General features: G+C 61.5%; 8 protein-coding genes and 1 pseudogene. 4 read left to right on the top strand and 5 right to left on the bottom strand.

Annotation, left to right across the window (positions count from 1 at the left end; translation table 11 throughout):
- Positions 1-1,006: 1,006 nt before the first annotated feature.
- The 4 genes from NKJ80_RS26440 to NKJ80_RS26425 form a co-directional block, all read right to left on the bottom strand.
- A complete protein-coding gene (locus NKJ80_RS26440) occupies positions 1,007-3,217 on the bottom strand; it encodes a xanthine dehydrogenase family protein molybdopterin-binding subunit (protein ID WP_023827298.1) in 2,211 nt (736 codons plus the stop codon).
- Positions 3,218-3,220: 3 nt separating this feature from the next.
- A complete protein-coding gene (locus NKJ80_RS26435; protein ID WP_023708041.1) occupies positions 3,221-3,679 on the bottom strand; it encodes a (2Fe-2S)-binding protein in 459 nt (152 codons plus the stop codon).
- A 1,170-nt stretch (positions 3,680-4,849) separates the two neighbouring features.
- On the bottom strand, positions 4,850-5,749 hold the full coding sequence (locus NKJ80_RS26430) for a dihydrodipicolinate synthase family protein (RefSeq protein ID WP_023747238.1): 900 nt from the start codon (positions 5,747-5,749) through the stop codon (positions 4,850-4,852).
- Positions 5,750-5,801: 52 nt separating this feature from the next.
- A complete protein-coding gene (locus NKJ80_RS26425; protein ID WP_023750580.1) occupies positions 5,802-7,034 on the bottom strand; it encodes a trans-sulfuration enzyme family protein in 1,233 nt (410 codons plus the stop codon).
- Between the two features lie 74 nt (positions 7,035-7,108).
- Between NKJ80_RS26425 and pdxR the strand changes: the two genes are divergently transcribed.
- From pdxR to NKJ80_RS26405, 4 genes and pseudogenes are all read left to right on the top strand, one after another.
- Positions 7,109-8,614 (top strand): MocR-like pyridoxine biosynthesis transcription factor PdxR, encoded by a 1,506-nt coding sequence (gene pdxR / locus NKJ80_RS26420; protein WP_032888641.1) that lies wholly within the window; start codon positions 7,109-7,111, stop codon positions 8,612-8,614.
- 158 nt (positions 8,615-8,772) lie between these two features.
- Positions 8,773-9,263, top strand: a pseudogene (locus NKJ80_RS26415) (MOSC domain-containing protein).
- Between the two features lie 6 nt (positions 9,264-9,269).
- Entirely contained in the window at positions 9,270-10,220 is a 951-nt protein-coding gene (locus tag NKJ80_RS26410; RefSeq protein ID WP_352498593.1) for a PDR/VanB family oxidoreductase, read from the top strand.
- A gap of 52 nt (positions 10,221-10,272) precedes the next feature.
- A complete protein-coding gene (locus NKJ80_RS26405; protein ID WP_352498592.1) occupies positions 10,273-12,669 on the top strand; it encodes a transketolase in 2,397 nt (798 codons plus the stop codon).
- 186 nt (positions 12,670-12,855) lie between these two features.
- On the opposite strand, the gene NKJ80_RS26400 is transcribed toward NKJ80_RS26405, so the two are convergent.
- A complete protein-coding gene (locus NKJ80_RS26400) occupies positions 12,856-14,277 on the bottom strand; it encodes a phosphomannomutase (protein ID WP_352498591.1) in 1,422 nt (473 codons plus the stop codon).
- Positions 14,278-14,609: the final 332 nt, after the last annotated feature.

Here is a 14,609-nt window from a genome sequence, read left to right as displayed (position 1 = left end):
CAATGAGATGCTTCGACTGTGACGCCTACAGTGCCATCACGCCGAGAGCTTGGCTGGATCATCCAATCCTGAGCGGCTGCTGACATGTATCCGGCGATGTCGTTTTCATCGGCAGAACCAACTTGCGATGCCGCCTGTTCTTGGGAAGGGCGGCCGTCGACGAATAACAGTACCGCCCCCGTGAACTGGCCCGATTTCATTCTCCGAAGCGACCATGGTCGCACCGCCCGACATTGTCGGCCAGTTGCAACTCACTTTCTCGGCACGACCTCCACTGCACGTCAGGGCGCATGGAAGATTTTCTCCTTTGGATTATTCCTAAGGCAGCTTTCGTCACGCGATAGAGCAGCGTGTGATTGGTGCGTGAGGCTCTTTTTTGTCCATGCACGATTCCGGAAGGGTGATGAAATCGATTGTTTTGATCAAAGTCATCCACGCTATGAATAACAGCCGCAGCACATGCGTTTTCAAAGCGCTTCAGGCTTCCCGGATGGCTACTCCGATGTGAAGCGCATGGCATTCCAAGCGCTCTGTCAACCAAAACGATGAGTATCGGCGTCGACCCACATTGCCTTCGTCTTCGCGACTCCGTGACAGCGGCTGGCATTGTGTTTGTAGAGCATTGGGCGAAGATCATGTCGATCGGCCATCTCGCCTGCCTATCGGCAAACCCTTGAACAATGATCCACGCACCAGCGCGATTGTGATCACGAGCGCCTCTGAGCTCGGGAGGTTCGGTTTTCTGAGGGCCTGGGTCTCCGAAGCGATGGAGGTAGCTAGCCTTCCTGGTGCTATACGGTTGTGCTCTTCATGGAGTGGACGCATTTGCGTCTCGAAAGCGGTTCTTCAGTGGAACCGGCGCCAAGGCCCGTCTGTGGTCGTTCAGAACACGGGGTGCCGTCTCCAAACCGGATATTGGAGCGGGCAGCCGCCGGAATTTGACCCATGGAGATGAGCGCCTGTCAGGAGGCGTTTCGAAAACGGCGCGATCTTCATCGCGGCTGTTTCATGGTGTCATTCCTGACATGTTCTTTATAATCGGCAGCTTGCGGATAGTCTTGCCCGTCGCCGCCCGTAGCGCGTTGGCGACGGCCGGGCCGATAGGCGGCACACCTGGCTCACCAACTCCCGTGGGCGGCTCCTCGGACGGCACAATGTGCACCTCGACTCGCGGCATCTGCTCGATCCTGAGCGGTGTATAGGTATCGTAGTTCTCTTGGTCTACGACACCGCCATTCAGGGTCAGCTCCTCCTGGAGGATCGCGCCTAGCCCGAAGCCGATACCGCCCTCCATCTGAGCGCGAATCTGGTCAGGATTTATCGCGGTGCCGCAATCTACCGCGCAGACGACGCGGTCGACCTTGAAACCATTTTCATCGTTGAGGGTGATCTCCACCACATCGGCGACATAGGTCGAGAGGCTTTCATGCAGGGCCACGCCGCGGAAACGGCCTTCCGGCAGAGGCTTGTCCCAGCCTGCCTTCTCAGCAGCCACTTTAAGCACGGCGGCATTCCGTGGATGGTGACCGAGCATTGACAAGCGGAAGTCGACCGGATCACGGTTCGCAGCGGCGGCGAGCTCATCAATCAGGGTTTCCACCGCGTAAGCGGTGTGGGTGGAGCCTACCGAACGCCACCACAGCACCGGGATGTTCACGTCCGTGGTGGTCAGCTCGACCTTCAGGTTCGGGATCGCATAGGGCAGGTTGGTGGCGCCCTCTACGGAGGTTGGATCGATGCCGTTCTTGATCATCGCCGCAGAGGTCGAACCGCCCAAGACCGATTGGCCCACGATGTGGTCATGGAGAGCGACGACATTGCCTTTCTTGTCGAGCCCCGCCTTGACTGCATGCACATAGGCCGGCCGGTACCGCCCACCCCGCATGTCATTCTCGCGGGTCCACTGCACCTTCACTGGCTTGCCGCGTCCCAGTGCACGCGCTGTGGAAACAGCTTCGATAATGACATCTGCATCAAAGACCGCGCGGCGGCCGAAACTGCCGCCGGTCTTCATCACGTGCAGCCTCACCTTGTCCGGCGTGGTGCCGCCTACCTGAGCGGCAGCCGCCTGATAAAGGTCGGGCATCTGGTGTCCGCCCCAGACGTCGATGGTGCCGTCTTCGTTGATTCGGGCGGCCGCGTTGAGTGGCTCGATCGAAGCATGGACAAGATAGGGGAATTCGTAGTGCCCCTCGATGATTTTCTCAGCACTGGCGAACGCTGCGGGAGTGTTACCGTCGTCGCGCGCGGTGGCCGCGCCCAGATCGTCTGCTGCCTTGTTGTATTCGGCCATGATCTCGGCCGTGCCGCGCCCTTCGGCCTTCTCCTCGTTCCAGGTCACCTCCACGAGTTCGCGGCCCTTGAGCGCCGTCCAGGTGTCCCTGCCAACCACGGCAATGCCTCGCGGCGTCTGGACGACATCGACAATGCCGTCGAGTGCCTTCGCCTTGGTTGCGTCGAAGCTCTCGATCTCGGCGCCGAACTTCGGCGGATGGATCATAACGGCCGTCTGGAGTCCCTCCATCATGAGGTCGATCGTGTAGGTCTGCGCGCCGTTGGTCTTGCCGGCGGAATCGTAGCGCTTGAGGCTGTCCGATCCGATCTGGGCCCACTTGTCGCGCGGCTTTAGCGGCACGTCGTCGGGAACCGGCATTCCCGCTGCGGCTTCAGCCAGGTCACCGTAGCGCGCCTGCATCCCTGAGGCGTGCGACACGACCCCGGAAGCGACTTTGATCTCGCCGGCTGGCACATCCCACCGCTGCGCCGCGGCCGCCACCAGCAAGGCCCGTGCGGCAGCACCCGCCTTGCGGTAGCGTTCCCACGACGAACTCATCGACGTGGAGCCACCGGTTGCCTGTGCGGCCCCGCCCCAGGCGAGATTGCCGTAGAGCGCGGTATTGCCATATCCGCCGACCACGTCCACCTGCGCCCAGTCGCCGTCGAGCTCTTCCATAACCAGGGTGGCGATGCCGAAATAGGAGCCTTGTCCCATCTCGAACTGCGAGGAGTAGATGATGATTCGGTTCTCCTTTGTGATCTCGACATAGGTCTGGAAGGGGTTCGCCTGAACCTTTGCAGTAGTCGTTTGTGCGATGTCGGACGCCGCCAGCACTAGCCGGTAGCCTACGGCGAGGCCAGCGGTGGTGACGCCCGCGCCGACGAGGAACCGGCGGCGCGTGGGCCGCACGGAGTTATGCTTCGAGAGAAACTGCGACATGCCTCAAGTCTCCAGCCGGTTGGCGGTCTCGTGGATGGCCGCGCGGATGCGATGATAGGTGGCGCAGCGGCAGAGATTGCCGCTCATCGCCGAATCAATATCATCGTCCGACGGCTTAGGCGTTTCTGTAAGGAGGGCCACGGCCGACATGATCTGGCCAGACTGGCAATAGCCGCATTGAGGTACGTCGAACTCGGCCCACACGGCCTGGACCGTTTCGCCTATCTTGCCCGACACACCCTCAATGGTGGTGATCGAGGCTCCTTCGATGTCGCCGACTGCGGTCTGGCACGAGCGCGTCGGCATGCCGTTAACGTGAACCGTGCAAGCGCCGCACTGGGCAAGCCCGCAACCGAATTTCGTTCCCGTGAGTCCGATGACGTCACGGACCGCCCAGAGCAGCGGCATCTCTGGATCGACGTCGAGTGTTCGCGCCTCGCCATTGAGGGTAAAAGCGACCATTGCTTGCTCTCCTTGTCCTGAGCTGGCTATCTCGTTGAGCCTCCGCCCGCCTGGCAACCGAGCTCTTGTTGCTGGGCCTAGCGACCACACCGTAGGAACGCGCAGCTCAAGCAACAAGCCGCTAGTTTGGCGAGTTACGAGATCGTGAAGTGGGTCGTGTCGAAAGGCTGGAGGCAACTGAATGTCATTTTTTGGGCGGACAGGCCGCTTAGGCTGGGTTACACGAGACTGGACATTCGGGTCGTCGCGAACATCGACCGCTGGTCGGCCGCGTCCGGCAGGGCCCTGATTGGCTACACGAAATGAAATGGGACGACTATCGATGGGGGCCTACCTCGACCCGCAACCTCCACGACTGGACCCTCAGGTTTCCGACTATCGTCCCGGGCGGTGGCCGAGCTCGGCGCCTCGGACGCTATAATAGACGGTGAGGCGTTCGTCGTTGACCAGAAGGCTTGTCGCGCATTCCCAGTCTTCAGCGGGCTCTTGGCCGCGGCGGGAGACGTCAGGACCATGCTTGCCGGCTTCGACCTGCTCAAATCGACGGCGCGGGTCTTCGCGATCGGCCACTCGTTGATCGACGCAAAGCGCTAGTTAACCTGCTGAAACGCCGCCAAACGGCATCGTTCTGAGCGACGAGATCAGCGGCGGCAGCGACATTCTCGCGCAAGTCTGCCAGTTCGGCCTCGAGGGCACCGTCTCCAAGCTTCGTGTCAGTCCATATCCATCCGGCCGGCGCTAAGAATGGGTGAGACAAAATGCGTGCTGAGTGGTGAGTTCATCGTCATCGGCTGCGAACCCGGCAACAGTTACGGCGGTCGGGAAGCGTGCTCTGGCGAATGTCGAGGACGGAAGTATGGTGTTCGCCGGCGGCATTGGCACTGGCTTCAATGCGCGCACCGGGCCGGAAAGTAAAGCGCCGGCTCGATGCCATCCCAATGGATAAACCACCGATTCCTAGTTTGAAGGGGAACGGTGCGGCATGGGCGGAGTGCCTGCGCAGTCTGTACCTCCGCAGTCGATTGTCGAGTTCGAAGGGGGGTGTTATTGGCGTCGAGACCGCTCAAGCCATGGCTATCAGCACGCCGAGTGCGTTGTTTTCGATCAGTTCTCGAAATGAGCGGGTAAATACATGACACTTCCTTTCACTTGCCGAACGAGGTTTGCTGTTCACCGGCTGGCATCCGATGGCAAACCTTTCAACGCGGCGGCGATCTGGCGCTTCGCTGCTGGGGGCAGAGGCAGGATGGGACGCGGGGGGTCGGCACAAATGTCGAGCAATTCAGCGAGTGCATAGACGACGCGAAGGCTCGAGAACTCCTTGAAGAGGCTCCAGATCGGGACCAGCGCGGCATTGATCCGTCGCGCTTCGGCCGCATCCCCCTGTTGCGCCGCTGTGACGATCGTCATGCAGACCTCGGGCAGGATGCCCGCGAGGACGCTGTACCATGTGTCGGCCCCGGCGATCATGGCCTCGGCGGCGTTCCAGTCGCCGCTGTAGCCAATCGAGAACCCTTCCGGCAGTGTGCGCCTCTGGGCGGTCAGGTGGTTCTTGATCGCATCGCTTTTGTCTGTCGGATTCTTGATGGCGACAATCCCAGCCACCTTTGCCAGGCGGCTGACAAGGGGTGGACTGAAATGGAAATGCGTCGTTCCTGGATTGTCGTAGACGACGATCGGCAGGCCACTTTCGCGCGCCACAGTGGAGAAATGTTCTAGCACCTCGTCATCAGTAAGCGGGGTGTAGGATGCGGCGGCAAGCAAACCCGCAGCTGCTCCAAGGGCCTTGGCGTCTTGCGCGAGCCCCACGGCTTCATCGGTGCGCAGCGCGCCCACACCCACCACGACCGGCATTTGCCCCGCCGTTTGGTCCAAGGTCTCGGAGAGCGCCCGCCGCCGTTGCTCGCGCGACAGATAGATGTATGTGCCGGTGCTGCCGAGAAGACCGATGGAATCGACCTGAGCGATGCCAAGCCGAGCAATCAGCCTGCGCAGGGCAACGCTATCGACGCGGCCGTCACGATTGGTTGGGGTGATGGGGAACGCGGAAAGACCGCTCAGGAATGCCATGGCAAGGCTCCAGATCTATGTGTGAGCGCAGAGGTGACCGCATGCCAGGTCATTACAAGACGTCCAAAGCCCGCCGCAGATCGGCGATCAGATCATCAGCGTCTTCAAGCCCCACCGAGAGACGCATGAGGTCCTCGCCCACTCCATCGGCCAAATGGGCATCCTTGCGGATCGGCTGCCGAGCACGGGTGAGGCTTGCTGGATGATAGATGAGGCTGTCGGCATCGCCGAGGCTGACGGCGCGAATGATCAGGTTGAGCCGGTCCATCATCCGGCGCGCGCCTTCGTATCCAGCGTGGAGGCCAAAGGCCAACATGCCCGATCCGTTGGACATCTGTTTTCGCGCCGTCACCTGATCAGGGTGCGAGTCCAGGAACGGATAACTCACAAATGCCACCGCCGGGTGCGCTTCCAGCGCCCGAGCCACCGCAAGGGCCGTGGCGCTGTGCCGTTCCATACGCAGCGTCAGCGTCTTGAGACCGCGCAGGATCAGGAAAGCTGACATCGGCGAGAGCGCTGCGCCGGTGATGTAGCGCAGGCCCGTTTCATGTAGCGTACGGAGCGTTTGGGCGTCGCCGAGAAGCGCCCCACCAAGGGCATCGCCATGACCATTGATGTACTTGGTCAGCGAATGGAGCACGATGTCCGCCCCGTGCTCAAGCGGTCGCTGGAGCGCGGGCGAGGCGAAGGTGCTGTCGACTGCAACCCTTACACCGCGCGCGTGAGCGCGCTCGGCAATTGCCGCTATGTCGAGGATGCGGCTCAGCGGATTCACCGGCGTCTCGAAGAAAACCAGCCGCGTCCGCTCGGTGATCGCAGCATCGAGATTTTGGGGATTTGACAGATCGACCGCGACGACCTTGATGCCGAAGCGGGGGACCGCCTGTTCGACCATGGCAAGCGTGTTCGCATAAAGCGTCTTGTGGACGATGAGTTCATCGCCCTGGGACAGCAGCGACAGGATCAGAGTGCCGAAGGCCGCCATCCCTGAGGCAACAACCAGCCCCGCCTCGGCTCCTTCCAGAATCGCGAGCCGCTGCTCGAGGATCTCGGTCGTGGGATTGTATTCGCGCGCATAGAGCCGTCCACCAAGGGCGGCGGCGGCATCGTTTGCTGCCACGCTTTCGAACCCATAGGTTGACGTCAGGAACACTGGCGGCTGGACGGCATTGGAAAAGCCGGCCGGATCGTAGCCATGATGGATCGCCCGGGTGGCAAATCCGGGGCTGGTGCGGTTGAGCGACCCCGTGGGAGTATCGGTTTCGGATTGAAGGGAGCTGGTCATTCGGCCTCTGCGATCTTTCTTGGGGTTCCGAAAGATTGACGGCAACCTGGCCAATGTGAAATATCCAGTTGGCGATGAAAGAGATGGTCCAGTCTTCAAGTGCCGGGTCTGCAGCGCGCTCGCATGCGATGGGTGCACGCCAGATCTACGAAGCCCTTCGCGAGCAAATCCTCGGCGGCGTCTACGAAACCGGCAGTCAGTTGCCATCCTCCCGGGCCCTGGCAAATGACCTCGGCGTTTCGCGAACCACGGTGACGGTCGCCTATGAGCAACTGGCTGCGGAGGGTTTCATCGAAGCCCGTCAAGGCGCGCGACCTCGCGTTGCGTCTTCGTTGATCGGCCATGAGACGGGCCGCACTCACGCGAAACGGGTCGGCCCAATCCACCTGTCCGCATATGGCGAGCGGCTGCGCGCGACGTCACCCTGGCCAGATTATCTGCCGACTGGGCTGAAGGTCGAGTTCCGCTATGGGGACCTGGCACCGTCGGATTTCCCATCATTGGTCTGGAAACGCGCGATGAACGAGGCGATGGGGCAGCGCCCGCTGCGTCTTGCCTATGACGATCCTCGCGGCTCGCGCCGGCTCCGCCAGGCGCTTCAGGGATATCTCTGGCGCGCCCGGACCCTGAGCTGCGACCTCGACCAGATCGTCATCGTCAGCGGTTCGCAGCAGGGCCTTGATCTGTGCGCGCGCCTGCTTCTCGATCCCGCCGACCGCTTCGTCATCGAGGACCCGTGCTACAGGATGGCGCGTCAGGTCTTTGCCAGTACGGGTGCTTCACCCATCCCGGTCATCGTCGACGAAGACGGGATGAGGACCGAGTTGCTGGCGGGGATCGGAGCACGACTGGCTTATGTGACGCCGTCGCATCAGTTTCCGCTGGGCGGCGTCATGCCGATCGCGCGCCGCCATCAGCTTCTGGAATGGGCGCGGCACAACAACGCCTATGTGATCGAGGACGACTACGACAGCGAATATCGCTACGACATCAATCCGGTCCCTCCGCTGCACAGTCTCGAGGACCACGGGGCTGTCATCTATCTCGGCACGATCTCCAAAACGCTCTCGCCGATGCTGCGCATCGGCTACCTCGTCCTCCCGCCCGAATTGCAGGAGGTCTTCGCAACCGCCAAACAATTCGCAGACCGGCATTCGCCGGTCGCTGAACAGGAAGCGCTGGCATCGTTGATCGAGAGCGGCGGCTACGAAAGCCATGTGCGTCGTGTGCGCAGGCTGAACGGCGAGCGTCGGGAAACGTTGTTGGGTGCCTTGCAGCACAGCTTCGGGGATCGCATCACTGTCCAGGGAGCTGATGCGGGACTGCACGTCGCGGTTTGGTTCAATGACCTGCCACGATCGCGGGAAACGGCCTTGGTCGAATCCGCCCGCGACGCTGGCCTGGGGCTACACTTGATCTCGCCGCTCTACAAACGGCCATCGGACGAAGGCCGCACCGATCGCGTCGGACTTGTCATGGGCTATGCCGCCTTGAGCATTCGGCAGATCGGGAAGGGCGTTGAGGTCCTGCGAGAGGTTGTCAAGCAGGTGCAAGACGCGATGCCGGCGCGGAACAACTGAGCCGGGGCGACGTCGAAAGCTGGCGCTGAAAACGGTCCGAGGGCCCCCCGTATTTCTTTCCAAACAGCCAACTGGACCGGGAAAATGCCATGCAACTGGCGCTGTTGATCAGGCCAGTTTTGCAGCAGGTTTCCACGGACGAATTTCCGAGAGCGATGATGACCTGGCGAGGAAAGCTGCTTCACGTCCATATCGCGCCTGCCGCCTCCTATGAAATGGAGGAGCTGGCGCAGGCGCAGCTTATTGCCGGCCAAGGCATTGTCGGAGACCGCTACTACCTGGGGACGGGGACCTATTCCGCGCGTCCTGACGTTCGCGAAGTGACGCTGATCGAAGCTGAAGTCTGGACGCCATCGCGCAGGGCGAACCCAGAATTCCGGGCTTCAAGGCCAAGCTCGCACCCGAGGATCACCGGCGCAATCTGACGACACGAGGCGTTCCGCTTAGCCATCTTGTCGGCAAACGCTTCCGGGTCGGGGAAACGATTCTCAGGGCCGCCCGGATGAATGTGCCGTGCAAGTATATCGAGGAGTTGCTCGGGCTTTCGGGTCTCTACGAGGGGCTTCTGAACCGCTCCGGCCTGAACTGCACAATCGACGTCGGGGGCGTGATCCGCCCTGGTGATCTGATCTTGCCCATCGACGAGTGAAACGCCATGGCCTCGCCGCGTATTATCATGAAGCTGACCGTGACCGCCGTCCGCAAGGAGCCGGGCGACGTGCTGGTCATCGACCTGAAACACCCACGCAAACCTGTGCTGCCGGCGTTCGAAGCGGGTTCTCACGTCGACGTCCATCTGCCTGAAGGGAAGGTGCGTCAGTATTCACTTTGCGGCGACCCGACCGAGCTGGGCCGCTACACCATCGCGGTGAAGCGCGAGAATGACGGCCGTGGCGGCTCGGCGTGGATCCACGAAACCATTGCCGTCGGCTCCACACTGCCTGTCTCCGCGCCACGCAACCATTTTGCGCTCAAGCCAGGCGAGGGGCCGACTTTGCTGCTGGCAGGGGGAATCGGGATCACCCCGATTCTGGCCATGGCGCGCGCGCTCACCCGGCAGGCCAAGCCCTTCGAGTTGCACTATTTCACCCGCAGCCGGGCGCTCACGCCACTCTTGGCGGCGATCGGGAGCGATCTTCCTGGCGGCAATGTGCGGATCCATTTCGACGACGAGCCTCAGACCCGGCAGGACATCGCCGCGCTGCTGGCGAACCGTTCGGCCGAGGCTCAGGTTTACTATTGCGGGCCGCCTGGCTTCATGGCGGTTGTGGGGCGCGCGGCCGAACACTGGCCCGAGGGTACTGTTCATTTCGAAACTTTCCAGCCTCCCGAGTTTGATGGCGCGCCACCGGAACCATTCGTCATAGAACTGGGTGAGGGCAGGATGGTCGAGGTTTCGGCGCAGACCACGGCGCTCGCGGCCCTGCGCGCGGCCGGTGTGCCGTTGATGGCCTCGTGTGAGAATGGGGTGTGCGGGACCTGCGAATGCGCAATGCTGGCGGGACAGCCGATCCATCGGGATGCCGTCCTGTCCAAGGAGGCACGCGGCCACCGCTTCATCCCCTGCGTGTCGCGCGCGACAGGTGTGTTGAAACTCGATCTTTGACCATTTGGGCGGGGGTTCCTGTGAGACCGGCAGCTGATTTGCGGGAAACTGAATGACGAGGAAACTGGAATATCTGAACGAGATCGAGCGCTGCGTCTCCTGGCTCGCAGCCTGGACGATCCACCACGCCAACCACGTCCGCGAGGGCGATGAGATCAAGGTCGGGGGGCATCAGGCCTCGTCCGCGTCGCTGAGCACCATCATGACCGCGCTCTACGGTTCGGTCCTACGCCCGCAGGATCGGGTGGCGGTCAAACCCCATGCGGCGCCGATCTTCCATGCACTTCAGTATCTGGCGGGCAACCAGACTCACGAAAAGCTCATGAACTTCCGCGGCTACAAGGGCGCGCAGAGCTACCCTTCGCGGACGAAGGATGTCGACGATGTCGACTTCTCGACCGGGTCGGTGGGTCTCGGCGTTGCTCAGACGCTGTTCTCGTCGCTGGTGCAGGACTACGTCTCGGGTCACGGCTGGATGAAGGAGCGTGCCGAGGGCCGAATGGTCAGCCTGATCGGCGACGCCGAGATGGATGAGGGCAACATCTACGAGGCCCTGATCGAAGGCTGGAAGCACGGGCTCAGGAACTGCTGGTGGGTGGTCGACTACAACCGCCAGTCGCTCGACGCCGTGATCCGGGAGGGCCTCTGGCAGCGGTTCGAACAGATTTTTCGCAATTTCGGCTGGGACGTGATGGTCCTGCGCCACGGCGCTCTGCAAGAGGCTGCCTTTGCCGAGCCGGGGGGCGAGAAGCTGCTCGAGTGGATAGAGCGCTGTCCGAACCAGCTCTATTCGGCGCTGACCTTCCAAGGGGGTGCTGCCTGGCGCAAGCGGCTGCTCGACGAGATCGGAGACCAAGGGCGGGTAACCACTCTGATAGAACGCCGCTCCGACGACGAGTTGCAGGCGTTGATGACGAACCTTGGCGGGCATGACATGCCGAGCCTCCTCAAAGCCTTCGAGGCGGCGTCCAGGCATGACCGTCCCGTCTGCTTCATCTGTTACACCATCAAGGGCTACGGTCTGCCGCTTGCCGGACACAAGGACAACCACGCGGGGCAGATGACGCCCACGCAGATGGAAGACTACCGCCTGCAGATGGGCGTAAAGCGGGGTGAGGAGTGGGACAAATGGGCGGCCGCCACCTTGCCGGAAGCGGAACTTGACGCCTTCTTCGCAAAGGCGCCGTTCTTCAGTGAGGGGCGTAGGAGGCTGTCTGCGCCGTCGGTGCCGGTGCCCGAAACCCTTCCGTCACCGGGGCAGCCCGGCAAGCCGCTCTCGACCCAGATGGGCTTCGGCCAGATCCTGAACGAGATCGCACGCGAGCGCAGTCTGCTTGCCGACCGCATTGTCACCACCTCGCCCGATGTGACGGTCTCGACCAATCTCGGTGGCTGGGTCAACCGGCGCGGCCTTTTCGCCCGGGAGACCATGGCGGACACCTTCAAGGCCGAACGCATTCCGTCGACCTTTACCTGGGAATTTGGACCGAAGGGGCAGCACCTCGAGCTCGGGATCGCCGAGTCGAACCTGATGATCATGCTCGGGGCGCTCGGTCTCTCGCACTCGATCAATGGCGTGCGCCTACTGCCGATCGGGACAGTCTATGATCCCTTCATCTACCGATCGGCCGACCAGCTAAACTACGCCTGCTATCAGGATGCGCGCTTCATGCTGGTCGCAACGCCCTCGGGCGTGACGCTGGCGCCCGAGGGCGGGGCACACCAGTCAATCGGCACCCCATTGATCGGCATGGCGCAGGATGGGCTTTGCGCCTTCGAACCGGCCTTCGTCGACGAACTGTCCGTGATCATGCGCTTTGCCTTCGATTACATGCAACGTAATGGCGAGGGGAATCCAGATGAGACGACGTGGCTGCGTGATCAGACCGGAGGATCGGTCTATCTTCGCCTGTCAACCCGGCCGCTCGAGCAGCCGCTGCGCGACATGAACCCGGCGCTCGCGCGGGACATCGTCAATGGCGCCTATTGGCTGCGTCCGCCCGGGCCGAACGCGAGTGTCGTCATTGTTTATCAAGGCGTTGTCGCACCGGAGGCGATTGCCGCGACGGGTCTTCTGGCGGAGGACCGGCGCGATGTCGGGCTGCTCGCGATCACCTCCGCGGACCGGCTTAATGCGGGCTGGCAGGCGGCGGAACGAGCCCGGCAGCGTGGCGCGATTGGCGCCCTGAGTCATCTCGAGCGGCTGCTCGCGCCGCTATCGCGTGACTGCGGCATCGTCACCGTGATCGACGGCCACCCGGCGACGCTCGCGTGGCTCGGTGGGGTTAACGGGCATCGCGTGAAGGCGCTCGGGGTCGAGCATTTTGGCCAGACGGGGACTATTGCGGACCTCTACCGTCACCACGGCCTGGACACCAACGCCATCGTACATGCGGCACAGGCGGTGAGTGCGGGACCGGCTGTTCGCTACCGGAAGGCGCTGCCTTGACCATGAGCTACCGGACGCTTCGGGCCGGTACGGATCGGCTCACGTCCACCGCCCCGCCATTTCCACGGGCGTTCCGGTTCGCTTCAAAGCGGACAGGGCCAGGGACACTGTGGACGTTCTGATCGCGCTAGAGTAGCTCGTGCGACCCCCAGGGTCACCTGGAATAGGCAGGGAGGCGGCTTTTATTTAGCCTTGCGTCCAATTACGAATTCGATTCAATCCAGCCCGGAGCAAAAGCTCCGCGTCCTCCCGATTTTCGGCTTCGACGTAGCACCGCATTTCCGGGGCATTTCCGGATGGACGCAAATGCAAGACACGCTTATCCGTGAGAGTGATACGAAGCCCGTCAACATCGCTAACCTTGCTTACCACTCCAATCGACCCGACGAAGGCGGCGATGTTAGTTTCCGCTGTACGAAGGTATGTCATGAGGCGAGTGCTGCTTTCGACGGAAAAATTTTCCAAGCGATCCGCCACCGCCGCTGGCAATTGAAAGGAACTGCCAATCTCCGACAGTGGCTGCCCACTTGTATTAACAAGGGAAAGTGCCGCAAGGATGGGGAGAAAACTGTCGCGTGTGGGTAGCGCTCGCAGTTTAGTTCCGTTCGGGTCAAAGTCCGTGCCGGTCAACAAACCACCGTTTGCTTCGAAACCAACCACGCGCTCGTGACCCGACGCAACCAAATCGAGCATGGCAGCAATAACAAATGGCGATCCAACCTTGGTACGTACAACTTTGAAAGAACCTGCGGTCTCGATACCAGAGTTTGATGTGACCGGCGTGACGACCGCCTTCGCTTGCAGGAAGTTCGCCGTAACCAAGCCTAACAAATCACCACGAAGGGGGTCTCCGTGGTCGTCAGCTACCAGTGGGCGGTCACCATCGCCATCTGCCGAGACGATCGCATCAAGTCGATGCTCTTTGGCCCAGAGCTTGAACTGTTGAGCAGTCTCGTCAGGGACCGCTTCAGTGTCGACAGGAATGAAACCTTCCGAACGTCCCAGGGTTACGACCGTCGCACAGTGACATGAGAGAATGTCAACCAAGAGATCGCGCGCGACTGTGCTGTGCTGATATACGCCCACCGTTAAGCCCTTTAGAGCATTAATCTCCATAAGCTTTCGATTGCGCGCCATGAAAAAGGCCTTGCATTCGGCCTCCCGGTGCTGCCGACGTGCAACAGCACCTTCAAGGACGTATCCGCGCTTCTCCAACTGCAAGGCGATGCGCGTTATCTCCCGCTCATCACCCTTGTCGATCTCACCGTCGGGTCGATAGAATTTTATTCCATTACGGTCGGCCGGAATGTGCGAGCCTGTGATCATCAAACAACCACTCTTACGCGCCTGAGCATACAGTGCCAGGGCAGGGGTGGGGACGGCGCCGCAATCGACTACGATGAAGCCGAGCGCAGACAGTGCCGCCGCACAGACGGCGGCGATGGCCGGACTCGAGGCGCGAAAGTCGCGCCCTATGAGTATCTCGTCGCCAATTCTGGCCAGGCCGGATTCCAGCAGGAATGTCGCGAATGCCGTTGCATATAGGGCAGAGGCGGCTCCTGCCAATTCTGTCGCCAGGCCCCGTAATCCACTTGTTCCGAATTTCATACCAAATCCGACGTTGCTAACCGGGTTTTGAGGGTAACATGCTCAAACTTTGGCTCGTCCGGAATGCCCATCGACAGATCCCTCGGACGAGAACAAGAAGTACATTCGGTTACCGTAGACGCGCTCGGTTATCGAGGGTTACCCTTGTGAGGATTGACGCAGTCGGCGTCGGCGTGGGCAGCGCACCGTGACCTTCACGGCGACGAGTTGGAGCGGATGGGGTCCGGGCCCGGCAGGGCTCCTCGCGGCTGGCTCACATGAGCGCTATCGCCATCGAGTGATTGTCTCAGTCTACATTAGCTCTGGGTCCCGAAAGCGCGTACAGCAAATCC

The organism is Mesorhizobium sp. M0030 (genome assembly GCF_040323695.1).
In the GTDB taxonomy this organism is placed as follows: Bacteria; Pseudomonadota; Alphaproteobacteria; order Rhizobiales; family Rhizobiaceae; genus Mesorhizobium.
This window is presented reverse-complemented; position numbering and strand designations above follow the sequence as displayed.

What these genes read in the sequence shown, in the direction of transcription:
- pdxR (WP_032888641.1), top strand. Translation starts at nt 7,109, where the DNA reads ATGAAAGAGATGGTCCAGTCTTCAAGTGCCGGGTCTGCAGCGCGCTCG.
- NKJ80_RS26440 (WP_023827298.1), bottom strand. Translation starts at nt 3,217, where the DNA reads ATGTCGCAGTTTCTCTCGAAGCATAACTCCGTGCGGCCCACGCGCCGC.
- NKJ80_RS26425 (WP_023750580.1), bottom strand. Translation starts at nt 7,034, where the DNA reads ATGACCAGCTCCCTTCAATCCGAAACCGATACTCCCACGGGGTCGCTC.
- NKJ80_RS26410 (WP_352498593.1), top strand. Translation starts at nt 9,270, where the DNA reads ATGGCCTCGCCGCGTATTATCATGAAGCTGACCGTGACCGCCGTCCGC.
- NKJ80_RS26430 (WP_023747238.1), bottom strand. Translation starts at nt 5,749, where the DNA reads ATGGCATTCCTGAGCGGTCTTTCCGCGTTCCCCATCACCCCAACCAAT.
- NKJ80_RS26405 (WP_352498592.1), top strand. Translation starts at nt 10,273, where the DNA reads ATGACGAGGAAACTGGAATATCTGAACGAGATCGAGCGCTGCGTCTCC.
- NKJ80_RS26435 (WP_023708041.1), bottom strand. Translation starts at nt 3,679, where the DNA reads ATGGTCGCTTTTACCCTCAATGGCGAGGCGCGAACACTCGACGTCGAT.
- NKJ80_RS26400 (WP_352498591.1), bottom strand. Translation starts at nt 14,277, where the DNA reads ATGAAATTCGGAACAAGTGGATTACGGGGCCTGGCGACAGAATTGGCA.